The organism is Maledivibacter halophilus (assembly GCF_900167445.1).
In the GTDB taxonomy this organism is placed as follows: domain Bacteria; phylum Bacillota; class Clostridia; order Peptostreptococcales; family Caminicellaceae; genus Maledivibacter; species Maledivibacter halophilus.
On record NZ_FUZT01000004.1, the window covers coordinates 118,944 to 143,972 of the forward strand.

22 protein-coding genes are annotated in these 25,029 nt (G+C 30.8%); 19 read left to right on the forward strand and 3 right to left on the reverse strand.

Features of this window, described 5'->3' with window-relative positions:
* Positions 1–5: 5 nt before the first annotated feature.
* From B5X81_RS08750 to B5X81_RS08770, 5 genes are all read left to right on the forward strand, one after another.
* The gene (locus B5X81_RS08750) at positions 6–836 is read left to right on the forward strand and encodes an ATP-binding protein (RefSeq protein ID WP_079491027.1); all 831 of its coding nucleotides are present in this window, start codon (positions 6–8) and stop codon (positions 834–836) included.
* On the forward strand, positions 827–1,678 hold the full coding sequence (locus tag B5X81_RS08755) for an ATP-binding protein (RefSeq protein WP_079491028.1): 852 nt from the start codon (positions 827–829) through the stop codon (positions 1,676–1,678). The genes B5X81_RS08750 and B5X81_RS08755 overlap by 10 nt, the downstream gene beginning before the upstream one ends.
* 1 nt (position 1,679) lies before the next feature.
* A complete protein-coding gene (locus B5X81_RS08760; RefSeq protein WP_079491030.1) occupies positions 1,680–2,036 on the forward strand; it encodes a NifB/NifX family molybdenum-iron cluster-binding protein in 357 nt (118 codons plus the stop codon).
* A 149-nt stretch (positions 2,037–2,185) separates the two neighbouring features.
* Positions 2,186–2,623 (forward strand): Fur family transcriptional regulator, encoded by a 438-nt coding sequence (locus B5X81_RS08765; protein ID WP_170917338.1) that lies wholly within the window; start codon positions 2,186–2,188, stop codon positions 2,621–2,623.
* 4 nt (positions 2,624–2,627) lie between these two features.
* Positions 2,628–3,083 (forward strand): DUF134 domain-containing protein, encoded by a 456-nt coding sequence (locus B5X81_RS08770; RefSeq protein ID WP_079491033.1) that lies wholly within the window; start codon positions 2,628–2,630, stop codon positions 3,081–3,083.
* A gap of 52 nt (positions 3,084–3,135) precedes the next feature.
* Here B5X81_RS08770 and B5X81_RS08775 read toward each other — a convergent pair whose 3' ends face one another.
* On the reverse strand, positions 3,136–3,819 hold the full coding sequence (locus B5X81_RS08775) for an MgtC/SapB family protein (RefSeq protein ID WP_079491034.1): 684 nt from the start codon (positions 3,817–3,819) through the stop codon (positions 3,136–3,138).
* 342 nt (positions 3,820–4,161) lie between these two features.
* Here B5X81_RS08775 and B5X81_RS08780 point away from each other — a divergent pair, with 342 nt between their 5' ends.
* Positions 4,162–4,677, forward strand: a complete 516-nt coding sequence (locus B5X81_RS08780) for a ferritin (RefSeq protein WP_079491036.1) — start codon at positions 4,162–4,164, stop codon at positions 4,675–4,677.
* 323 nt (positions 4,678–5,000) lie between these two features.
* Positions 5,001–5,654, forward strand: coding sequence for a polyprenyl diphosphate synthase (gene uppS, locus B5X81_RS08785; protein WP_079491037.1), 654 nt, complete (start codon positions 5,001–5,003; stop codon positions 5,652–5,654).
* Positions 5,655–5,839: 185 nt separating this feature from the next.
* Here the strand turns inward: uppS and B5X81_RS08790 are convergent, their stop codons facing one another.
* Together B5X81_RS08790 and nhaC are read right to left on the reverse strand one after the other, a co-directional pair.
* Positions 5,840–6,478, reverse strand: a complete 639-nt coding sequence (locus tag B5X81_RS08790) for a nitroreductase family protein (RefSeq protein WP_079491039.1) — start codon at positions 6,476–6,478, stop codon at positions 5,840–5,842.
* Between the two features lie 175 nt (positions 6,479–6,653).
* Positions 6,654–8,069 carry a Na+/H+ antiporter NhaC gene (gene nhaC, locus B5X81_RS08795; RefSeq protein ID WP_079491040.1) on the reverse strand — a complete coding sequence of 472 codons (1,416 nt, stop codon included), beginning with the start codon at positions 8,067–8,069 and terminating at the stop codon, positions 6,654–6,656.
* 761 nt (positions 8,070–8,830) lie between these two features.
* On the opposite strand from nhaC, the gene B5X81_RS08800 reads away from it, so the two are divergent.
* From B5X81_RS08800 to B5X81_RS08855, 12 genes are all read left to right on the forward strand, one after another.
* On the forward strand, positions 8,831–9,418 hold the full coding sequence (locus tag B5X81_RS08800; RefSeq protein ID WP_079491042.1) for a 5' nucleotidase, NT5C type: 588 nt from the start codon (positions 8,831–8,833) through the stop codon (positions 9,416–9,418).
* A gap of 48 nt (positions 9,419–9,466) precedes the next feature.
* Positions 9,467–10,474, forward strand: coding sequence for a UV DNA damage repair endonuclease UvsE (uvsE, locus tag B5X81_RS08805; protein ID WP_244282041.1), 1,008 nt, complete (start codon positions 9,467–9,469; stop codon positions 10,472–10,474).
* Between the two features lie 187 nt (positions 10,475–10,661).
* Entirely contained in the window at positions 10,662–12,695 is a 2,034-nt protein-coding gene (locus B5X81_RS08810) for a urocanate hydratase (protein WP_079491043.1), read from the forward strand.
* 23 nt (positions 12,696–12,718) lie between these two features.
* A complete protein-coding gene (gene ftcD, locus B5X81_RS08815) occupies positions 12,719–13,624 on the forward strand; it encodes a glutamate formimidoyltransferase (RefSeq protein ID WP_079491477.1) in 906 nt (301 codons plus the stop codon).
* 7 nt (positions 13,625–13,631) lie between these two features.
* Positions 13,632–14,906 (forward strand): imidazolonepropionase, encoded by a 1,275-nt coding sequence (hutI, locus tag B5X81_RS08820; RefSeq protein WP_079491044.1) that lies wholly within the window; start codon positions 13,632–13,634, stop codon positions 14,904–14,906.
* Positions 14,907–14,933: 27 nt separating this feature from the next.
* Entirely contained in the window at positions 14,934–15,551 is a 618-nt protein-coding gene (locus tag B5X81_RS08825; protein ID WP_079491045.1) for a cyclodeaminase/cyclohydrolase family protein, read from the forward strand.
* 190 nt (positions 15,552–15,741) lie between these two features.
* Positions 15,742–16,578 (forward strand): DegV family protein, encoded by an 837-nt coding sequence (locus B5X81_RS08830; RefSeq protein ID WP_079491047.1) that lies wholly within the window; start codon positions 15,742–15,744, stop codon positions 16,576–16,578.
* 338 nt (positions 16,579–16,916) lie between these two features.
* Positions 16,917–19,961: an AAA family ATPase gene (locus B5X81_RS08835; RefSeq protein WP_079491048.1), complete on the forward strand. Its 3,045-nt coding sequence runs from the start codon at positions 16,917–16,919 to the stop codon at positions 19,959–19,961.
* A 149-nt stretch (positions 19,962–20,110) separates the two neighbouring features.
* Positions 20,111–20,944 carry a carbon-nitrogen hydrolase family protein gene (locus B5X81_RS08840; RefSeq protein WP_079491049.1) on the forward strand — a complete coding sequence of 278 codons (834 nt, stop codon included), beginning with the start codon at positions 20,111–20,113 and terminating at the stop codon, positions 20,942–20,944.
* Between the two features lie 84 nt (positions 20,945–21,028).
* Positions 21,029–22,099, forward strand: a complete 1,071-nt coding sequence (locus B5X81_RS08845; protein WP_079491051.1) for a pyridoxal-phosphate-dependent aminotransferase family protein — start codon at positions 21,029–21,031, stop codon at positions 22,097–22,099.
* Positions 22,100–22,125: 26 nt separating this feature from the next.
* The gene (locus B5X81_RS08850; RefSeq protein ID WP_079491052.1) at positions 22,126–23,376 is read left to right on the forward strand and encodes a DUF1015 domain-containing protein; all 1,251 of its coding nucleotides are present in this window, start codon (positions 22,126–22,128) and stop codon (positions 23,374–23,376) included.
* A gap of 255 nt (positions 23,377–23,631) precedes the next feature.
* Positions 23,632–24,912, forward strand: coding sequence for a glycosyl hydrolase family 18 protein (locus B5X81_RS08855; protein WP_079491054.1), 1,281 nt, complete (start codon positions 23,632–23,634; stop codon positions 24,910–24,912).
* Positions 24,913–25,029: the final 117 nt, after the last annotated feature.

The following is a 25,029-nucleotide window of genomic DNA, read 5'->3' on the forward strand; positions in this document are numbered from 1 at the left end:
ATTAGATGAAAATATCAATTTTGAGTGGCAAAGGAGGAACTGGTAAAACAACAGTAGCAACAAATCTTGCACAAATACTTGATTATATGTATGTTGACTGTGACGTGGAAGAACCAAATGGTTTTATATTTTTAAAACCAGAAATTACAAATTCAAAGGATGTTGAGGTTCTAGTTCCAAAGATTATATCTGATAGATGCACATTGTGTGGTAGATGTGTAAAGGCTTGTGAGTTCAATGCTTTAGCCAATACTGGAAGAGAGATAATGGTGTTTGAAAAGCTGTGTCATAGTTGCGGTGCATGTACATTAGTATGTCCGGAAAATGCTATTAAAGAAATAAATAGATCAATTGGGAAAATAGATTTTGGCAAGACCGATAAAATAGAATGTAATAGAGGAATGCTAAATATTGGAGAACCTATGGCAGTATCAATAATAGATCAATTGAAAAAGACGATCTATAATAAAAATGCTATTATAGATTGTTCACCTGGGAGCTCCTGTAATGTAGTTAAAGCTATTAAAGATACAGATTATGCAATCTTAGTTACAGAGCCAACTCCCTTCGGCTTACATGATCTAAAGATAGCTGTTGAGCTGGTAAAGAAGATGAAAATCCCCTTTGGAGTTATTGTTAACAGAGCTGATGAAGATTCACATATCATAACAAGCTTTTGCAGAGAATATAATATAACAGTATTAGGGCAGATTCCCTTTGATAGAAGAATAGCTAAATTGTATTCAAAGGGAAAGCTTCTTATAGAGGATGAAGAATATAGAGAAATGTTTTATGGAATTGTAAAGAGGCTTAAGGATGTGATGAAATGCAGTTAGTAATAATAAGTGGTAAAGGGGGAACTGGAAAAACAACTATAGCGTCATCATTAGCCAGTCTTGGCAAAACCAGATTAAAAATTGATTGTGATGTTGATGCTTCAAATCTTCATTTGATTTTAGGTGGAAAAGATATAGAGGAAGATGATTTCATAGGAGCTAAAATAGCAAAAATAGATCCCCGTAAATGTGTTAAATGTTCCAACTGTGTAGAAGTTTGTAGATTTGGAGCCATAAAGGATTTTGTTGTAGATGAATTAGCTTGTGAAGGTTGTGGGGCTTGCAGAATAGCATGCCTTTATGATGCCATTCATCTAGAGGATGAAGTAATTGGAAAAACCATAATCACAGATGATAGTAGTGGTATATTATCAAGGGCAGAGATGGAAATTGGTGCAGAGGGATCAGGTAAGCTAGTTACTGAAGTAAGGGAAAAAGCAATGAAATACAAAGAAAATGATGAGCTTATTATTTTAGATGGTTCCCCTGGCATAGGGTGTGCAGTTATGGCATCTGTAACTGGATGTGATCTTGCACTTATTGTGGTTGAACCTACTCAATCGGGTTTAGAGGATTTTAAAAGGGTGTTGTCCTTGTGTAAATCCTTTGATTTAAAATCTTTGGTTTGCATAAATAAATTCGATATCAATAATGAAATTACTGAAAAAATAGAGTCTTTTTGTAATTGGGAAAATATTCAGGTTGTTGGAAAAATCCCCTTTGATGATAATGTTAAAGTGGCATTAAATGAATTAAAACCTTTGGTTAACTATGATGGTCCTGCATCAGATGAAATAAAGAAAATGTGGGAAAAAATAATAAAAATTAAGGAGGGAGTTTAATATGAGAATTGCAATAGCAAAGGATGGAAATGTTGTATCTGGACATTTTGGACATTGTGAAGGATTTGAGACATTGGAATTAGAAGGAAAGAATGTTTTGAAGAGAGAATTTCTTCCAAATCCAGGTCATAGACCAGGATTTTTGCCTAAGTATCTTTCAGAAAAAAATATTAATGTTATAATCGCAGGGGGTATGGGGGCCACAGCTCAAGAACTTTTTGGTAGAAACAATATTGAAGTAATAGTAGGAGCTGAAGGGGATTTGGATGATGTTATAAATAATTATTTACAAGGTAATTTAAAATCAACAAATACAGTTTGTAGAGACCATATGAATGAAGGACATTGCAATGATTAAAGCAGAATGAAATATTCTGCTTTAATCTTAAATTTCAAAATTTTCTAATGTTAACTCTTTTAAGAAGAACCAGAAAGCTTAGAAATTTGAATTTAATACGAACAACTATAAAAGCCTCATTAGAGGCTTTTATCCAAAGGAGGATTGTGTTGGATCCCAGAATTGAAAGAATTCAAAACATATTAAAAGAGTACAATTATAAAATTACAGAAGGCAGAAAAGAAATAATAGAAATTTTCGTGCATTATGATGATAGACACCTGAAAGTTAATACAATATATGATTTAATTAAAGATAAAATCAGCTTACCAACGGTATATAGAACTATTGAAATATTAAAACATACTGGCATAATAAATGAAATAGTTATCAATGAAGAAAGATATTATGAGTTAAAAATATATAGCAGAAAATGTTTTCATATTCACTTTAAATGTGACAAATGCAATACTATATATGATTGTTACGATAGTTGGATGATGGTAAAACTTTTAGACGAAAAGGAAAAAATAGAGAAACAATATAATACTATAATATATGATATAGTGGTTATATTAAATGGTGTATGTAATAAATGTAGGAGGTGATTTTTTGCCAAGGCCTGTAAAACCCAGGAGAATTTCTTTTATGCCTCAAAATCGATATTTTATTCCTGCCTATAAACCAAAATGTGAATTAAAAGTGATATTATTAAAGCTAGAAGAACTGGAAGCCATGAGATTAAAAGATATTGAGAATCTTAGTCAAGAAGAATGTGCTAAAAAAATGAATGTATCAAGACAAACCTTTCAGTTAATAATTGATAAAGCTAGAAAGAAGATAGCAGAAGCCTTGACAAAAGGAATGGCTATAAGTATTGAAGGAGGAAATTATACCTTTAACATATGTAAATATAAGTGTGAAAAATGCGGACATGTATTTAGTGAGCCTTATGAAAAAGATATCCATAAATGTCCTCAGTGTGATTCTACAGAAGTTCTTTGTATAGATAAGAGTAATTTTTGTGAAAGAAGATGTAAAAGAAAAAAAGGTTGTATCCAGTTTTAATTAAATACATCCTTAAATCTTTTATGAATAATATTCTTTATGATAGAGCTGTTTATTCAACTAATTGCACATTATCTATACCTTCAATTTTTAATAACGTTTCTATAATTTTAGAAGTATTTATATCTCTAGGAATTTTAGTTCTTATATCAATTTCTAACATTATATTATCGATGGACTTTAATTTGATATTTAATATAGAGATATTCATATTACCAAGTTCAGTTCCTATTTTACCTAATTGTCCAGGTTTATTAATAGCTATAACTTTTATATAAATTTCATTGTGCTTTTTACTTACAAATCTTTCGAGTTTGGAAAAGAAAAATAATATAATTAATACCAGAATTGCTGAAATTGTTGCTCCTGTATAAAATCCACTGCCAATTGCGAGGCCAATACATGCAACAGCCCATAAACTTGCAGCTGTAGTTAACCCTTTTACACTTAATCCTTCCCTAAGTATAGTTCCTGCACCAAGAAAGCCAATGCCGCTAATGACTTGTGCACCTAGCCTTGCGGGATCAAGATCTGTTACATTTTTATAATTGTTAAATAAGAAAATGCCTGTCAGCATAACTAATGTCGATCCCATACAAACTAACATGTGAGTTCTAAAGCCTGCTGGTCTATTTACACTTTCTCTTTCTAAACCTATTAGACCTCCTAAAAAACAAGCCAGTACTATTCTTATTAATACTTCTTCTATTAGTATAATAGGTATCTCCCTCCTCATATTTAAATAGTTGTATCTTATATTATATATATTATTATAAAGTATATCAAAAAGTTATTTTTCAAAAAAATTTTTAAAAAAATGTTTATTATTTATATTTTGGGTATCAATGTAATAGGCAATAAAACATAAAGAGCTTTAAGATTTAGTAAAGCTTTAAATTATAGAATTTGCTATTGAAAAATTTTGGGAGATTCTATATTATAATAGCATGTGGTAATTTATACTAATAAATACAAATTAAATGTACATACTAATTATGGGGATTTTATATTTTTAAATTACCACTTATAGTATTGGTAAAAATTTAGCTCATAATGTATGAAAAGAGGAGGCATATCAATGGTATCTGAAAAATTATTTAAAAAATTAAATGACCAAATGAATTTTGAATTTGAATCAGCTAATATTTATTTAGCTATGGCAGCTTATTCTGCTTCTATTGATTTAGATGGATTTGAAAATTTCTTTTTAGTACAAGCGGAAGAAGAAAGATTTCATGCAATGAAGTTTTATAATTATATTAATGAAGTGGATGGTAGGGCTACAATTTCTTCTTACAATGAACCTGAAAATCAATATGAATCATTACTGTCTGCTTTAGAAAAAGCTTTAGGTCATGAGCAAATTGTAACAAAGAGAATCTATGACCTTATGGATTTAGCACAGGAAGAAAAAGAATATGCAACTATAAGTATGTTACAATGGTTTATAGATGAGCAGGTAGAAGAAGAGAGTATGTTTAAAAAGCTTATACAAAAAGTTAAAATGGTAGGAGAAAATAGTAATGGATTAATGCAATTAGACAAGGAGCTTGCTAGTAGAACCTTTACTCCACCAGCAGATGATGCTGAATAAAATCTAAAAAAGCTTAGCCTGAGGAGGTTAGGCTTTTTTTTATTGGATAAAATAATATTTTACCTTAAATTTATATATATGAATATGTTCATATTCCAAGCTAATAATTTTGATTATAGTATAAATAGAAATTATTTTGACAAAAATATAAATTATAATTGAGGAAATTGCATAACTCTAATTTGGCAAAATTGCATAATATATATGGTATAGCTTTGGAGATTTCAAAACTATATGTAGTAGATAGTTTTTGCTAAAGGTAATTATGCAATTTGCTCAATTAAGTAAAACTTTTTTATTCACAAATGAATGGAGGTTATTGGATGAGGGTTCCTAATCATGTAGGAATTATTCCAGATGGAAATAGAAGATGGTCGGTAAATATGGGGTTAGCTAAGGAAATGGGGTATGACTATGGCTTAAGTCCAGGTCTTGAGATGTTTAAACTATGTAAAGAGGCAGGAGTAAAGGAACTTACATATTATGGTTTTACTACCGATAATACTAAACGACCAAAGCAGCAAACTGAAGCCTTTACTAAAGCTTGTGTGAAAGCTGTTGAAATGCTTTCTAAGGAAGATGCGTCTTTACTTGTAGTTGGGAATACTGAATCTCCAGTATTCCCAAGAGAATTGAAAGCTTATACAAAAAGAAAGACATTTGGTAATGGAGGTATAAAGGTTAATTTTCTCGTGAATTATGGCTGGCACTGGGATTTAGAAAACCTATTTTTAGAAGGTGATAAGGAAAAGAAGGGTAAGAAAAATATAATGGATTCAATCTATACATCTGACATAAGTAGAGTTGATCTAATAATAAGATGGGGTGGTAGAAGGAGATTGAGTGGTTTTTTACCTGTTCAATCAATATATTCAGACTTTTATGTTATCGATGACTTTTGGCCAGATTTTAAACCAGACCATTTTTATAATGCTTTGAAATGGTATGAAAATCAGGATATAACCTTGGGAGGGTAAAAAAAGTTCAAAGTTCAAAGTTGTAAGTTCTAAGGAATAGGTTATTCTTTTAAGGTAATACAAAATACTTGTAAAAATGTAAAGTACAATGTTAGTAAAATATAAGGTTAGCATTACTTGTTATTCTTAAAAGAATGACTAAACACTTAGAACTTTCAACTTAGAACTACAAAAGCATTTTTGCACTATTCTATAATAGTTAAAACTTCTTCAAGAGGTTTTCTTTTAGGACTTTTTAGTTCTGATTCTTCAGGAACTCCTAGAGGGGTTAATGCAGCTAAGAAGAAACCTTCTTTTTTGAGACCAACATATTCTTCGATTTCTTTACTTGCATAATTTGTACTAGTCATCCAACATCCACCATAGCCCGTATTAGCTGCAGCTAACAATAGATTTTCCATGGCGGCAGCAATATTTTGTATATCAGTAGCTGGTCTTAGAAGATTATGTATTTCTTCACTTGAAGCTCCTTTAGCTTTTAATAGATCTAGTGCTGTAAAAGAATAAGGACCTGCATAAATTAATATAAGAACAGGTGCATTTCTAAATAATGTAGAGTATTTTAAGTATTTAGTAAAGGTCTTTTTCATACGTTCATTTTCAGCATAACTAGCTAGTTCAGCATTTTTTCTTTCTACTATTTTTGCAATTTCCTCAATTTTTTCTTTGTTTTTAATAACAACAAAATGCCAGTTTTGAAGGTTTTTACCTGAAGGAGCATATGTAGCTGCTTTGATCAATTCCTTTATATCCTCAGTTGGAACATCAATATCTTTAAATTTTCGGATGCTGTGTCTCTTATAAATGAAATCTAATTTACTCAACTGTGAACCTCCTAATATGTTTATTTTAATTTGATTTATTTTATATTATACCCTAATATGTAAGATAGTAAATGCTAAAATTATAATTTGTAAATTTAGAAAGATTTCATCGCATAAAAAATAGCTTTAAATTTCAGATAATTGAAATTTAAAGCTATAAATGATTATATATTTTTTATGCAGTATGCTCATTTTCTTTAGAAGAGCCATTATCAATCCTTTCCATTGTAATTCCCGTATATCCATAGAAAATAGATACTATTGGATTAATAAGATTAAGGAATGCATATGGTAAATAAGCAAAAGGGTGTACTCCTAATGTTTGCCACATGAAACTACCACATGTGTTCCACGGAATAAGAGGTGAACTTAATGTACCAGAATCTTCAAGTACTCTTGATAAGTTCTTTGGGTGTAACCCCTTTTCATCATAAATGTCCTTATACATTCTACCAGGGATTACAATTGATAAATATTGATCTCCTGCTATTAAGTTCATTGCTATTGAAGTGAGAATTGTAGATAGAATAATTGATCCTGTACTATTAGCATATTTTAATATCTGTTTAGCGATAGCATGAAGCATACCTGACTTTTCCATTATGCCACCAAAGGCCATTGCACATAGAATAAGAGATACTGTCCACATCATACTATCTAATCCACCACGTGTTAAAAGATTGTCAATGGATTCTAATCCAGTATTTGATTCAAATCCATAATGTGCCGCATTAATAATATCTGACATTCCTGCACCTTGAAAAATAGTGGCAAAAACACCACCTATAACTGTACCACCAATTAGTCCTGGGATTGCGGGTATTTTTAATATTACCATACCAATAACAAGTATTGGTGGAATTAATAGAAGGGGTGAAATAGTGAACTGGCCTGTTAAGCCATCTAAGATAACATTTATAGAAGCTGTATCCATATTGTTTCCGGCATATTTAAATCCTAATATTCCAAATAATATAAGAGATATAATTAAACTTGGACCTGTAGTATAGATCATATGTCTTATGTGATCAAATAGGTCGGATCCTGCCATTGAAGGGGCAAGGTTTGTTGTATCAGAAAGTGGTGACATCTTGTCGCCAAAATAGGCTCCTGAGATAATTGCACCTGCAACAATTTCTAAAGGTATTTCTAGACCTTGTCCAATACCTATAAGTGCAATACCAACCGTTCCAGCAGTAGTCCAAGAACTACCTGTGGCTAGAGAAACCACTGCACAAATTAAAGTGGTTGCAACTAAAAATATACCCGGTGATAAAATTTGTAAACCGTAATATATCATTGTAGGTACCACACCAGAAAGAATCCAGGTACCAATAATCATTCCTATAATCATTAGAATCAAAATAGCAGACATGGACATTTTAATAGTCTCTACTACACCATTTTCAAGTTCATTCCACTGATATCCTGATTTCATAGCAACAAGGGCTGCAACTCCTGCCGATGCGAGAATTGGTATATGAGGATCTCCCTCAAATTTTTGTAGAGTAAAGAATAATGATATTACTAAAAAAATTACTGGAATCAGTGCTTGAAAGATAGTGATTTCTTTTTTTGCTCTTGGATCCATAATATTCCTCCCTGTATTATGCTATTGTCAGAACTTACGTAAAATTATTAAGCCTTAAGTTATTATTTGATTACAAGACTTATTTAAAAGATAATCATTTAAGTAAATTACATAATTACCTTTTTGAAAAACTAGCTAATGTATATTTCTTTAAAATTTTTAAAGCTATATGATCAAAATATATATTATCCTAATAACTGAGCAAATTGCATAATCACCTCTTCAAAAAACTAACTACCACATATTGTTTTGAAATCTCCGAAGCTATACCATATATATTATGCAATTTTGCCAAATTAGAATTATACATTTTCCTCATTCTATTAAATATTAATTAGTGTTTAATTAATTAGAAGTTTTAAAAAATAGATTTGATAATGATTTGATATTATTTATAATTTGAATAGTGAAAAGTAAGTTTTACTAAATATTTTATTTAAAATTTGATTTTTAGATTGAAAATTTACGTAAGCACTGAAATTATTATAACACAAAAGTCGAAAAACATCAAATTATGTCGAAATGCTAAACTGTACAAGTTAGTTTTTTCAAGGGTTTAACTATTGTTTATAAATTTTAATCGTTATTAAAATATTTGTATATGGTTCTTTTGCAAAGAAAGTTGATATATTTTTTTACTAAGATTTAACTTAGTTTTAAAATGGATTTAATTTAAATATCTTATTATATAATTAGAAGTTTATTAGATAGTACATATTTTGTTTAAATGATACTATTTGAACAGAAGAAAGGAGGATTTTATGATTGAATTAAATTTATGTATTGATATTGATGGAACAGTAACTACACCCTATTATTGGATAAAATATGCTAATAATCACTTTAATACTAATGTAAAACCAGAGGATGTAAATGAATATGAAATACACAATGTTCTAGGTGTATCTAGGAAAGAATATATGGAATTTTATAAGAATATAGGTGAGTTAATGCATAGCAAAGCAAAATTGAGAAGTAGAGCAAAGAGGGTACTATATAAATTATCTTTATATCACAATATATTTTATGTAACAGCTAGAGAAGAAAGAATGACAAAAGTAACCTACTCTTGGATAAGTAAAAGAAATTTGCCTTGTAACGGACTATGTCTTTTAGGAAGTCATCACAAAGTCCAAAAGGCTAAAGAATTAAACTGCGATATATTTATTGAAGACAGGTATGAGAATGCATTAGAACTTTTTAATGCGGGCTTTAAGGTATTGCTAATAGATTGTAATTATAATAGATATCCTATTCCAAAAGAGATAATACGGGTTAAAGGCTGGGATAGTATATATGAAGAAATAGAAAAATATTACTACGAAAAAATAAAATTAGATGTAGCATAAGAGCCTTTGGGGGTTCTTTTTTTGTTTCCATAAATATTTTTTTTGTTTATGGGAAAATTTATCTTATATACAATATTAAAGAATGTAGGTGATATTTTGAGAATTAACTTTGGATATGTGGCTATGTCTATGATGATTAAAGACTGCTCTCCATCTAAAACTGTAACTGCTAAATACCTAAATAAAATTGAAGATGAAGAAGTAAGACTATTTAAACTTAGATCCCTTGCCAAAACAAATATTCAAAATACCCAAAGGCTTTTTTATCATAATAAAGCTCATGATATAAAAATGTATAGACTTACTTCAAAATTAATTCCCCTTGCCACCCATCCCCTTACTCAAGATTGGGATTGGTTTGCCGATGTAAAAGATGATTTAAGGTCTTTAGGAAATTATGCAAATGAAAATAATTTTAGAATAAGCGCCCATCCTGATCACTATACACTATTGAATTCACCGAAAGAAGATGTTCTACAATCTTCCTTTAAGGATTTAGATTATCATTATAAAATATTTAAAGGAATGGGACTAGATACTTCTGCAAAATTAATATTACATATTGGTGGGAAATATAAAGATAAAGAAAGCTCAATAGATAGATTTATTAAAAATTATAATAATTTACCTATGCATCTTAAAGAAATACTAATACTAGAAAATGATGATAAAGTTTATACAGCTAAAGAAGTTCTAAATATTTGTCAAAAGGTTAATGTGCCTATGGTTTTAGATATCCATCATCATTGGTGTAATAATAATGGAGAAGATTTATCGGATTTTATAGCTGATATTTTTAATACATGGGAATATGAAAGAGTTCCACCTAAGATTCATCTTTCTAGTCCCAAGGATAAAAAGAATTTTAGAAGTCACGCAGATAATATTGATAAAGATTTTTTCCTTGAATTTTTAAATAAAACAAAAAAGTTGAATAATAATTTTGATGTAATGATAGAAGCCAAAAATAAGGATTTAGCTCTTTTTAATTTAATGAAGGATTTAGAAAGTGTTCCTCAAATAAAAATATTAGATCAAGCTTCTATTGAATATTAAATCAAATTGTTGGGAATAAAATGTCTAAAATATTTTGTTTAAAATTAGACGAATTAGGGACGTGCGGATATTAAAATAATAGTAAGAAGAATAAAAATAATTATAAAATAAATTAAATGAGAAAATTGTGTATGTGATTGTATTAAATTAAACATGCAATTTTCTCAAGTGTAAAAGGGGTGTTATAATGATAAATAATATGGATGTATCTAAGGCTATGACAATCAAATTGGATTCAGTACTACCAGAGTATCCAGAATTTGAAAAGGGTATAAGACGTGCACCAAAAAGAGAATTTACCTTGACTAAGGAGGAAACAGAACTTGCACTAAAAAATGCTCTTCGCTATGTTCCAGAAGAGCTTCATGAGAAACTGGCACCGGAGTTTTTGGATGAACTTTTAACAAAGGGAAGGATATATGGATACCGTTTTCGTCCAAAAGGACATATCAAGGGAAAGCCAATTGATGAATATGAGGGGAAATGCATAGAAGGAAAAGCTTTTCAAGTAATGATAGATAATAATTTAGATTTTGATATTGCATTATACCCTTATGAATTAGTTACTTACGGTGAAACGGGAAGGGTATGTCAAAATTGGATGCAGTATAGACTTATAAAAAAATACTTGCAAGAGCTTACAAGAGACCAAACATTAGTAATTGCATCAGGTCATCCATTAGGCTTGTTTCATTCAAAGCCTGAAGCACCAAGAGTTGTTATTACAAATGGTTTAATGATTGGAATGTTTGATGATCCAGATAACTTCAATAGAGCTGCAGCCTTAGGGGTTGCCAACTATGGACAAATGACTGCTGGTGGTTGGATGTATATTGGACCTCAAGGTATAGTTCATGGAACATATAGTACAATTCTTAACGCTGGAAGAATAAAGCTTGGAGTTCCAAAGGATGGGGACTTAAGAGGAAAATTATTTGTAACATCTGGTCTTGGAGGCATGAGTGGAGCTCAAGGTAAAGCTGTGGAAATAGCCAATGGAGTAGGTATTATTGCTGAAGTTGATTACTCTAGAATTGAAACAAGATATTCACAGGGATGGGTAAGTAAAATAACTAAAACGCCTGAGGAAGCATTTAGCTTGGCAAAGAAATATATGGAAAAAGAAGAAGCTTGTGCAATTGCCTTTTGTGGAAATATTGTGGACCTACTTGAGTATGCAGCCCAAAATGATGTTCATATAGATTTATTATCCGATCAAACTTCCTGCCATGAGGTTTATTCTGGAGGATATTGTCCACAAGGAATTACATTTGAAGAAAGAACAGAGTTATTGGAGAAAGATAGGTCTCAATTTACAAAATTGGTAGATAAGACTTTAAAACATCATTTTGAGCTTATAAAGAAATTAACAAATAGTGGAACATATTTCTTTGACTATGGTAATTCCTTTATGAAGGCTATTTATGATTCAGGAATTAAAGAAATATCTAAAAATGGTAGAGATGATAAAGATGGATTTATTTGGCCTTCTTATGTTGAAGATATATTAGGACCACAATTATTTGATTTTGGATATGGACCATTTAGATGGGTTTGCTTAAGTGGGAAACGTGAAGATTTACTAAAAACCGATAGAGCTGCTATGGATGTAATTGATCCTAATAGAAGATATCAGGATAGAGACAATTGGGTTTGGATTAGAGATGCGGACAAAAATAAATTAGTTGTTGGAACACAGGCAAGGATTCTTTATCAAGATGCCTTGGGAAGAATGAATATAGCCCTTAAATTTAATGACATGGTTAGAAAAGGAGAAATAGGACCTGTTATGTTAGGGCGAGACCATCATGATACTGGTGGAACTGATTCACCCTTTAGGGAAACCTCTAATATTAAGGATGGAAGTAATATCATGGCAGATCAGGCAACACAAATATTTGCAGGTAATGCTGCTAGAGGTATGAGCCTAGTTGCTCTACACAATGGCGGTGGTGTAGGAATTGGTAAATCAATTAATGGTGGATTTGGTATGGTTTTAGATGGCAGTGATAGGGTAGACAATATTTTAAGATCTTCTATGCCTTGGGACGTAATGGGTGGAGTTGCCAGACGGGCTTGGGCAAGAAATGAAAATGCTATAAGCACTTGTGTAGAATACAATGACATTATGGCCGGAAAAGATCATATAACTATACCTTACCAACCAAAAGAAGAATTAGTAAAGAATTTAGTAAGTGAAGCTTGGGAAAAAATAAAATAAAAAGCAAAGGAGATGTTATCAAAATGGCCGCGGGGAAAAAAATAGTACAATGTGTACCAAACTTTAGTGAAGGTAGAGATTTTGATAAAATAGATAAAATAGTATCGCCCCTTAGAGGAAAAGAAGGGGTGAAGCTTTTAAACTATGAAGCAGACAAGGATTATAATAGAGTTGTTGTAACTGTTATAGGAGAGCCTAAGGCAGTAAAAAATGCTGTTGTTGAGGCTGTAGGTGTTGCTAGTGAGGTTATTGATATGACAAAGCATGAAGGACAGCATTCGAGAATGGGTGCCAGCGATGTTGTGCCTTTTATACCAATTAAGAATATGACCATGACCGAAGCTATAGAGCTTGCAAAGGAAACTGGTAAAGAAATCAGTGAAAAATATAATATACCTATTTTCTTATATGAAAAGGCGGCCACAAAGCCAGCAAGAGAAAATCTTGCAAAGGTTAGAAAAGGCCAATTTGAGGGAATGGCTGAAAAACTTAAAGATCCAGAATGGAAGCCGGATTTTGGTGAAGCAAAAATCCATCCAACAGCTGGAGTTACTGCAGTTGGTGCAAGAATGCCATTAGTTGCATATAATATAGATTTAGACACAGATAATATTGAAATTGCCAACAGAATTGCAAGGACCATAAGACATTCTGGTGGGGGATATAGATTTATTAAAGCTGGTGGAGTAGAGATACCAGAAAGAAGAATAACACAGGTGACTATGAATCTTACTGATTATACTAAAACAGCAATTTACAGAGCTTTTGAAGCAGTTAAAATGGAAGCTAAAAGATATGGTGTAAATGTTTTAGGTAGTGAAATAGTAGGACTTGTACCTATGGAAGCGTTAATTGATACAGCGTCATATTATTTAGGTTTATATGGTTTCTCAATGGATAAAGTATTAGAAACTAGTTTAATGGAGTAGTGATAAAATGAATAATAAAAACTTATTAATAAAAAATGCTTCTGAAGTAGTGACTTGTAAGGGCTTTAAGACAAAAAAAGGTAATGAAATGAATGATTTGCATATCATACATGATGGTGCAGTAGTTATAGAGGATGGAATCATTAAAGCAGTTGGCAGTACTGAGAAAATATTAGAAAATATTAAAGAAGAAAATTATGAAGTAATTGATGCCTCTGAAAAAACTTTATTACCGGGATTTGTAGATTCCCACACCCATTTAGTTTTCGGAGGCTATAGGGCGGAGGAATTTTCATGGAGGCTTCGAGGGGACAGCTACATGGAAATTATGAATCGTGGCGGAGGCATAATAAATTCCGTAAGAGGAACTAAAGAAGCCTCTAAAGAAGAGCTTATACAGCTTGGTAAAAAAAGACTGAATTCAATGCTTTCCTTTGGAGTTACAACTGTTGAAGGTAAAAGTGGATATGGATTGGATTTTGAAACGGAAATAAAACAGTTAGAGGTTATGGAACAGTTAGATAAAGTTCATCCATTAGATATAGTAAAAACCTTTTTAGGAGCCCATGCTGTACCCGAGGAATATAAAGGAAAAGAAGATGAATTTATTGATTTCATAATAGAAAAAGTTTTGCCTATTATACGAAAGAGAAATCTAGCAGAGTTTTGTGATGTTTTCTGTGAAAAGAATGTATTTTCTATTGAGCAGTCAAGAAAACTATTGCTAAAAGCAAAGGAAATGGGGCTGAAGTCCAAGCTTCATGCTGACGAGATAGTAAGACTAGGTGGAGCAGAGCTTGCAGCTGAGATTGAAGCTGTTTCGGCTGATCACCTTCTACAAGCTTCTGATGAAGGAATAAAAGCCATGGCAGAAAAGGGCGTTATTGCCACTTTACTTCCAGGTACAGCCTTTAGCTTAAAAGAAGAGTTTGCTAGGGGAAGATTTATGATAGATAACGGTTGTGCTGTGGCATTGGCCACAGATTTTAACCCCGGAAGCTGCTTTACTGAATCAATACCATTAATTATATCCTTAGCCACATTATATATGAAAATGACACCTGAGGAAACAATAACTGCACTAACAATAAATGGAGCAGCCGCCCTTGATAAAGCTGATAAAATAGGAAGTATTGATGTAGGCAAAAAAGCTGATATTGTAATTCATGAATTTCCTTCCTATAAGTTTTTGCCTTATCATATAGGGGTGAGTACAGTAGAGATGGTTATTAAAAATGGTATAATGGTTTATGATAAGAATAAAGTTTTTGAAAGCATATAATAAAAGCATAATCTAAAGGAGGATAAAATGTTAGGAGATAAGACCTTAAAGAATTTTTTAGAAGAGACAGCTTCTAAATCGCCAGTTCCTGGTGGAGGAAGTATTGCAGCTATGAGTGCTGCCACAGCTGTTGCTTTGACTGAAATGGTGGCAAATCTTACAGTTGGCAAGAAGGGATATGAAGCTGCTCAAGGGGAAATGGAAAAATTATTATCGTATTTACCAAATAGCAGGATTGGTTTTATAGAAGACATTGATAGGGATGCAGAGGCGTTTAATAAGGTTATGAAAGCTTTTAAGTTACCAAAGGATACTGATGAAGAAAAGAAGATAAGAAAAGAAACTATTCAAAGCAGCATGAAAAATGCAGCAAATGTTCCTTTGGAAGTTGCAAGAAAAGCTTTTAAAATGATGGAACAAATTACAAAAGTAGTGGAAATGGGAAATAAAAATGCTGTGACTGACGGAGCAGTGGCAGCTATGATGGCAAGAACTTCTGTGCTTTCGGCTTTGTTTAATGTTAAGATTAATTTAAGCTCCATAAAGGATGAAGAATTTGTAAAGAAGGTAAAGAATGAAGTTGAAGAGCTAGAGAGAAAGGCCTGTGAACTGGAAAAGAAAATTTTAGCAAAAGTAGATTTATAAAGAAAATAGTAAACTTATAAAGAAAAAGGGGATTAAGCAAAAAAGATATGCTTAGTCTCCTTTTATATAGCAAAAAACAAAAAAAGTGATAAAATATCAAAAAAAAATAAAATTTGCAAATTTTCATTGCATGTGAAGTAGTATATACAATATAATTGTATATAGCAATATATTTGAAAGGAGATACTTTATGAATATTAAGATAGTAGGAGACAGCTGCTTTGATATGAACGATGAATTAAGAAAAATACCACAAATAAGCTTAGCTCCATTAAAAATAGATATTGATGGGAAAGTGTTTAAAGATGATGAGAATTTGGATACAAAGGATTTATTAAAACTCATGAAAGAATCCAATAATGTACCCAAAACAGCAAGTCCTTCACCAAATGATTATATGAAAGAATATGAAGGAAAGGAGGATGTTTTTGTAGTGACCTTATCTTCCAAATTGAGCGGCAGCTATAACAGTGCTGTTTTAGGGAAAAATATGTATCTTGAAAATTCAAGGGAAAAGTTTATACATGTTTTTGATTCTCTTAGTGCCTCAATTGGAGAGACTTTAGTGGGCCTTAAAATTTTAGAGTTATCAAAACTCAGTTATAAAAAAGAACAAATTGTAGAGAAAATTGATGAATACATAAATGAAATGAAAACGATATTCTTATTAGAGTCCCTTGACAATCTAATAAAGGCAGGGAGAATTAATAAGATAGTTGCAAAGCTTGCAACCGCTTTTTCAATAAAACCGATTATGGGGTCAAATGGAAAAGGATCAATTAAATTAATTGAAAAAGCAAGGGGGTCCAAAAAAGCATTAAGACGTTTAGTTGATATTATTGGAGAGCGCGGAGAAAAAATTGAAGAAAAAATTATTGGAATTGCCCATTGCAACTGTTTAGAAAAGGCACAAAAACTTAAGAAAGAGATAATAAAAAGATATAATTTCAAAGACATTATCATAGTAGAAACTGCTGGAATAAGTACTGTTTATGCTAATGATGGTGGCATAATAATTGCTTTTTGATTTATTATGGTAGGGATATTATAAAAACAAATCCTTAAATATTATTATAGGAAATTATATTATTTTATAATAGATGAATGAACATAATTTCCTATGTGTTATAGAAAAACTTAATCTTCAATATTTGAGAAAAGTGTGGGCGCTTCCATGAGGCGTCCATCTATATAGATGAACGCTTATAGAATTTTAGAAACTATCAATTCATTTCAAAATTTTATTAACTAGAATAAAAAGAGTTTATAGGGGAAATGCAAAAGGATTTTTGGGGGCTATCTGAGTAAGTTTTGACATTGTTTCACTATAGCTGTTGGAGAAATAAACATGAAGAAGGGGATAGGATGAGTTTAATAAAAGTAAAATTATTCGATACTCCTTATGCAATGAAGGATAATAAAAAAATCAACTTTCCATTTATGAAGGCAGAAGCACTCTTTTACTATTTAGTTGTTAATAAGCATGCCACAAGAGATGAATTGGTTTCTCTGTTTTGGGGTGAATCTACCGAAAAAACTGCTAAGAAAAATCTTAGGAATGCAATGTATAAAATAAGGAAAGCTTTTGATATGAATATCATCATATCTCCACAGAAATCAACTGTGATGTTGAATCCAGATATTGAATTAGAAAGTGATTTAGAATCATTATTAAATAAAGATACTGAATGTTCAAATGTATATTTAGATGAATTTTTAAAGGGTTTTGGAGTAAAAAATGCAGAAGAATTTGAAAAATGGCTATTTGACAAAAGAGAATACTATAGATATACATATATTTCAAAATTATTTGATCTTATTGATAGGTCCTTAAATAGAAAGGACTATGCTGAAGCAGTGAACTATGCAAAACTTATTATATCTAAAGATGAATTCGATGAAAGACCCTATCGAATATTAATGAACATTTATAAGGAACAAGGTATTTATAGTAAAGCTATTGAATTATATGATAGATTGAAAAAAATTTTAAAGAAAGAGCTGGGAATTACCCCAGATGTAAAAACCAAAGAAATAATTGATGAAATAATGAAAATTTACAAGGCAAAAGAAATTTTTAATGAAAAAACTTCATATGATTTATTTTTTGGAAGAGAAAAAGAAATTGCTTTTCTAAAGAAAAATTTTGATTCTTTTCTAAAGAATGAGAAATATAGCTCGGTTTTAATTAGAGGAGAAGCTGGAATTGGGAAGACTAAATTGAAGGATAAGTTTAAAGAGCTTATAGGAAAAGAAGATATATATATTTTTGAGACTAATTGCTATCAAGCAGAAAAACCCTATTTTTTAAAGCCATGGAATGAAGTATTTTCTCAATTATCTGAAATAGTTGTTAAAGATAATATAGATATACCTTTAACATGGAGAAAAATGATTTCATATCTCTTCCCTATATTCGATAGAGAGCATTTGATAGATAATAAAAATCCTGTAGAAGTACTAGACACCTTAAAATTAAGTGTTATTGAAGAAGCAATTCATGGTGTTTTTAAAAAAATAATGCAAAAAAGAAAAGTTGTTCTAATTTTTGAAGATATACAATGGATAGATGATTTAAGCTTATCATTTTTATCAAATATTATACTAAGAAATAATAATATAATTCTTATAAGCACCTGTAGAAATGGAAACTATGAAGAAATAGATAGGTTTATGACAATGCTAAAGGCATATAATTTGCTTGAAATTATTGAAATTCGAAGGTTTACACAAAATGAAGTGGAAAAGTTTATTCACCAATACCTTAAAGGGCGTAAGATAAAAAACAAAATTAAAGAAAAAATATATAAGGCAACAGAAGGTAATACTTTTTTTCTTATTGAATATTTGAATATGATTAAAGAAAAAAATGATTTTGAAAATATAATTTCTCCTAAAATGAAGGATATTCTCAAAAGCAAATTTTTAGATATATCAGATGAAGGTAAAAAGATACTAAATATTGCATCTATGTTTTTTGATAAGGTTACATTAAATACTATAAAAGATCTATCAGGAAAAAATGAGCTTGAGATTATTGAAATTATGGAAGCATTACAAAATAAATATATAATTAATGAAATTGATGGAGAAGAAATAAGCTATAGATTTACTCATCAGAAACTTAGAGAATATGTATATACTAGCTTAACATTGGCTAAAAGAAGAATATTACATAATAAAATAGGCAATAACATACTTAAAACTCTTAAGAATGATAAAAGGGATGTATCCATATATCCAAAACTGATTTATCATTATTCCAACTCTGGTAACACCTTTGGTACTTTAAAATATACTATAAAATACTTGGATATATACTTGGATATAAAGCATGAACTTTTTCCCATTATAGGATATGTTGATTTTGATGAACCTAATTTGAAAAATATGAGTAAAAAAAAGGTTTTAAAATATTTTAGTGATATTGAAACACTTTTTACAAGATTAAAAGAAACTAAAAAGGATAATAAAGAAATTATTGAGTTAAGAATTGCATATCTACATATAAAAGGCAGATATTTAATTAGAGAAGGAGAATATGAAGAAGGAAAGAAAAATATTGAAGAAATGATAAATGAATCCATTAGCATAGAATCATTTAAATATGCATTAAAAGGATATAGACAGAATATATACTATGGAATTCAGGTTCACGATATTGAATTTATGAAGGGAAATGTAGAAAAAGGATTAGATATAGCTTGTAAACAAGATTTGAAAGAAGATATAGCTATATTTTTAAGATTAAAGGGTTTAAATAGAATTATGATGGAAAAATATAGGGAAGCAGAAGTGTTATTAAAAGAATCAATTAGAACTTTTAATAGTATAGATACCGATTCTGGGAAATATTCTTTGAATATTGCTGCTTGCTACAATTATATTGGTGAAATACGAAGACATAATATGCAGTTTTCAAAGGCTTTAGTTTATTATGATAAAGCCATGAGAATATGTGAAAAGAAGAAGCTTTTAAGAGGACTGACTATTTTTAATACAAATGCAGGACAAGCTGCTTTTGAGAAGGGGGACTATGAAAGGGCTAAGGGATATGTTGAGAGGGCTATAGAAATATATGCTCGAATTGATACCTTATGGGGAAGATCTACCGCCGAAGGATTTCTTGCTTTAATTAAATCAAAAGAAGGTAAATATAACTGTGCATTGGATCATTTAAAAAAGGCCCAGTATTATTCAGAAAAGTTAAAGAGTCCCTTAGAAATTGGAATCGTTTATAGAGTCAAAGCAGAAATTAAAGCAAATATGATAAATAATGAGGATTTAAAAAAGAAATTTTCAAAATATCTTGAATTACCTTTAAATGAATACTGTGATATTGGAATTAAATATCTTAGAGAAGCAAAGGAAGGATATGAAATAGAAATACTTAATACCCTCAGGAAATAATTATTTCTAAATTATTGTCATAATGCCATATTGACAAAATTGATCTGGCTAATATGGCATTATTTTTTATCTGTATGAGATACTATTTAATAATAGTTAATTTATCATATAAAAAATGGTAAAACAAACAATAGAAGGGAGGAATTATCATGTCTAAATTTAAAATTGCAATCTGCCAAATGAAAGTTATAGATGATAAAGAAAAAAACCTCAAAACAGCTGAAAGATTAATAGTAGAAGCAGCTTGTAACGGTTCAGATTTAGTTGTATTGCCAGAAATGTTCAATTGTCCATATAACAATAGTTTTTTTCCGAAATATGCAGAGGAGTATCCGGGTATTACTACCAGGTTACTATCGCAATTATCTGAAAAATATCGAATCTATATTGTTGGCGGTTCCATTCCAGAAAAGCAAAAAGAAAAAATTTATAATACTTCATATATTTTTGATAGAAATGGAAAACTAATAGATAAACATAGAAAAATGCATCTTTTTGACATTGATGTTAAAGATGGTATAAGATTTAAGGAATCAGATGCATTAGGATATGGGAATAGTGTCACAGTTTTTCAAACAGAGTTTTGCAAAATAGGAGTGGCTATTTGTTATGACATGAGGTTTCCAGAGCTTATGAGATTAATGGCTTTAAAGGGTGCTAAGGTTCTTATTGTTCCGGCAGCATTTAATATGATTACGGGGCCAGCCCACTGGCATTCTCTGGCCAGAGTAAGAGCCTTAGACAATCAAGTATACTTCATAGCAGCATCACCTTCTAGAAAACTGGATTCTCCATATGTTGCATATGGACATTCTTTAATAGTTGACCCATGGGGAGATATTATTTCACAGGCCGATGAAAAAGAAGCAATAATATATGGAAAAATAAATTTGGAAAAAATTGAAAAGATACGGAATGAATTACCTTTATTAAAACATAGAAGAGTAGATTTATATGATATAAAAGAGACAAGTATAGATTAAATTAACCTGTTGAGCTAGTAAATTAAAAATTTTCAAAAAACATTATCATAGAATGTAAAAATTATTTGTATAGGAGGTAAATCAATGCACAAGAAATTATTTATACCTGGGCCAGTGGATGTTGCACAGGATGTACTTCAAAAATTAGCAACACCAATGATAGGACATCGTACTAAAGATGCTTCTGACTTACAAAGGGGCATTTCAGAAAAAATGCAAAAATTGATGTATACTAAAAATGAGATCATACTATCTACTACTTCTGGTAGTGGACTAATGGAGGCAGCAGTTCGTTGTTGTACAAGAAGAAGAGCGGCTATATTTTCTGTAGGGGCTTTTGGCGATAGATGGTACAAGATGGCAGAGGCAAATGCTGTTCCTGCAGATAAATTTTCTTCCGAGCTTGGTAAACCTACTACTCCTGAAATGGTTGATGAAGCACTATCAACTGGAAAATATGACTTAGTTACTATTACCCATAATGAAACTTCAACGGGGATAATGAATCCTGTAGAGGGTATTGCTGGAGTTTTAAAGAAGTATCCCGATGTAGTATTTTGTTTAGATACAGTAAGCTCAATGGGTGGAACAAGAATTGAAGTAGATAGGCTTGGTGTTGACATTTGTATTACCTCAACTCAAAAGTGTCTTGGGCTTCCTCCAGGTTTGGCAATCTGTTCAATTTCTCAGAAAGCCCTTGATGCAGCAAAGGAAGTTCCAAATAGAGGGCTATATTTAGATTTATTAAATCTATATAAATATATACAAAAGAAGGATTATCAGTATCCATCAACTCCTTCTCTTCCCCATATGTTTGCTTTAGACTATCAATTAGATAAGATTTTAAAGGAAGGACTTGAAAATAGATTTAGTCGTCACTTAGAGATGGCAAACTATGTCCGTGATTGGGCTAAGAAGTATTTTGAAATGTTTGCTGAAGAGAAATATGCTTCAAATACATTGACAACTATTAAGAACACTAAAAACATTAGTGTTGAAGGGCTTAATAAAGAACTAGGTAAACGTGGATATATGATATCCAATGGCTATGGAGATCTTAAGGAGAAAACCTTTAGAGTTGCACATATGGCTGAGACTACTTTGGATGATGTAAAACAATTGCTTAAAGTTATTGAAGAAATTCTTGGAGTATAATATAAAATTCATAGGAGGTAAAAGCTGTGGCTGTTGTTAAACCGTTTAAAGGAATAAGACCAAAGATTGACTTGGCATCAAAGGTAGCATCTTTGCCATATGATGTTATGAATAGAGAAGAAGCAAAAAAAATGGCAGAGGGCAATAAATATTCATTTTTACATGTAGTAAGGTCAGAAATTGACGTCGATGATTCTGTAGGTCAATATGATGAAACTGTTTATAAAACTGCTAGGAAAAATTTAGATAAAATGATTGAAGATGGTATACTAGTTCAGGATGAAGTTCCAAAATTCTATATCTATAGACAGATAATGGACGGTAGGGTTCAGACTGGACTAGTTGGATGTACTTCAATTGATGACTATCTAAAGGATATTATTAAGAAGCATGAATTTACTAGACCACAAAAAGAAGTAGATAGGATAAATAATTTTGATTATTGTGATGCAAATACGGCGCCAATTTTCTTAACATATAGAAAAAATGATAAATTGAATAAAATAATAAATGACTGGATAAAATTCCATAGGCCAGTTTATAATTTTACTAGCGAAGATGAAATAACCCATATAGTATGGGTTATGGATGATGATAACACTAATATTAGAATAAATAGAATCTTTGAAAAAATAGATTATTTATATATAGCTGATGGGCACCATAGATCAGCTTCATCTGTAAAAGTTGGACTAAAAAGAAGAGAAAAGAATCCAAATTATACGGGAAAAGAGGAATTTAATTATTTTCTATCGGTTATTTTTCCTGATGAGGATTTATTTATTATGGATTATAATAGGGTGGTAAAAGATCTCAATGGTTTATCTGAAGAAGAGTTTATGGAAAAGATTAAAGAGAAGTTTGATGTAGAAGAATATAATGGAAAAGGACAATATAAGCCTATAGAAAAACATACATTTGGAATGTATTTAAATAACAAATGGTATAAATTAATTGCAAAAGATGGTATTTATAATACAAATGATCCTGTTGATAGACTAGATGTATCGATTCTACAAGAGAATCTTTTGGGTCCAATTTTAGGAATAGAAAATCCCAGAACCGATAAAAGGATAGATTTTGTAGGTGGAATAAGAGGACTTGAAGAGCTTGAAAGAAGAATAGCTAAAGATATGAAAATTGCCTTCTCAATGTATCCTACTACTATGGAAGATTTATTATCAATAGCGGATGCGGGAAGGGTAATGCCTCCAAAATCTACTTGGTTTGAACCAAAGCTTAGGAGTGGATTATTTGTTCATAGATTAAGGGACTAAAACAAAGGGATTCAATTCCCCTTTGTTGGTTCTAAGTTTTTAGTATATTCTCTTAGAATTTTAAAAATCAATTCGAAATGAAAATCACAGTGAATAATGGCTGTGATTTTTTTTATTTAATACTTAAGTTTTTGAACTTTGAACCTAGAATTAAAAACTTGAATTCAATACTTTAGCGATTTAAAAATCATCTTCTAAATAAAATATAACAACATATATTAATATCACATATACTAGAATGAAGGGGATGATTTTTTGATAATTCATGTTGTAAGACCTGGTGAAAGCTTATATAGTATTGGACAGCTGTATAATGTACCGCCTTTTAAAATTGCTGATGATAATGAGCTCACAGATCCAAGTAGACTTGCAGTAGGTCAAACTTTGGTTATATTAGAAGGAATAAGAAAGCATAGGGTGATGCCTGGTGAATCACTATATTCTATTGCGATGCAGTATGGAGTCACAGTTCAATCCATAGTAGATATGAACCCACAAATAACAAGTCCAATGACAATCTATCCAGGACAAATAATTGATATACCATCAAAGACAAAGGAACTAGGGACTATTGAGGTGAATGGATATGCATTTCCTAATATTGATATGGATGTGCTCAAAAAAACATTGCCATATTTAACTTATCTCAGTATTTTCAGCTATGAAGTTAATCCAGATGGTACATTAAATACTATTGAAGATGAGGAATTAATCAAAGTAGCAAGAGAAGCAGGAGTAGCACCTATTATGGTAATAACTAATTTGGAAAGTGGTGGAGGATTTAGTAGCGATATAGCTAGAAGTATACTTAGTAATGAGGAAATTCAAGAAACACTCATAAACAATATTATCAATATTTTAAAGGAAAAAAATTATTATGGATTAGATATAGACTTTGAGTATATCTATCCAGAGGACAGAGAATTATATAATGATTTCTTGAGAAAAGTTACCAGTAGACTTAAGCCTCTTGGATATACAGTAACAACAGCCTTGGCTCCCAAAATATCAGCTGATCAAAAAGGAGTAGTTTATGAAGGACATGATTACCCTGTTCATGGAGCCCTTGTAGACCATGTTGTAATAATGACTTATGAGTGGGGATATACCTATGGACCTCCACTTGCAGTAGCACCAATTAATGAAGTTGAGAAGGTTATAAATTATGCTATAACTGAAATCCCAAGTGAAAAGATATTAATGGGTATACCAAACTATGGATATGATTGGACGCTCCCTTACGTTAGGGGGACAGCGGCTAAAACAGTAACTAATACTGGAGCAGTGGATCTTGCTGTGAATGTTGGGGCAGCTATACAGTATGACCAGCAATCTCAGGCTCCTTTCTTTACCTACTATGATAGTGATGGCAAGCAGCATATAGTATGGTTTGAAGATGCTAGAAGTATAGAGTCCAAATTAAAGCTAGCAAACAGAAAAAATCTTGGAGGAGTAAGCTATTGGACCATTAATAGATATTTTCCTCAAAACTGGTTAGTGTTAGATTCATTATTTAATATTAAGAAATATTTATAAAAAATAAAAATAAACAACTTTAAGGTTTAAAAAATTTTAAATGACAAGGTTATTTATAGTAAAAATTAGAAAACAAATTTTTTTATTATATCCACTATTAAAAGTGGGTAATTTATT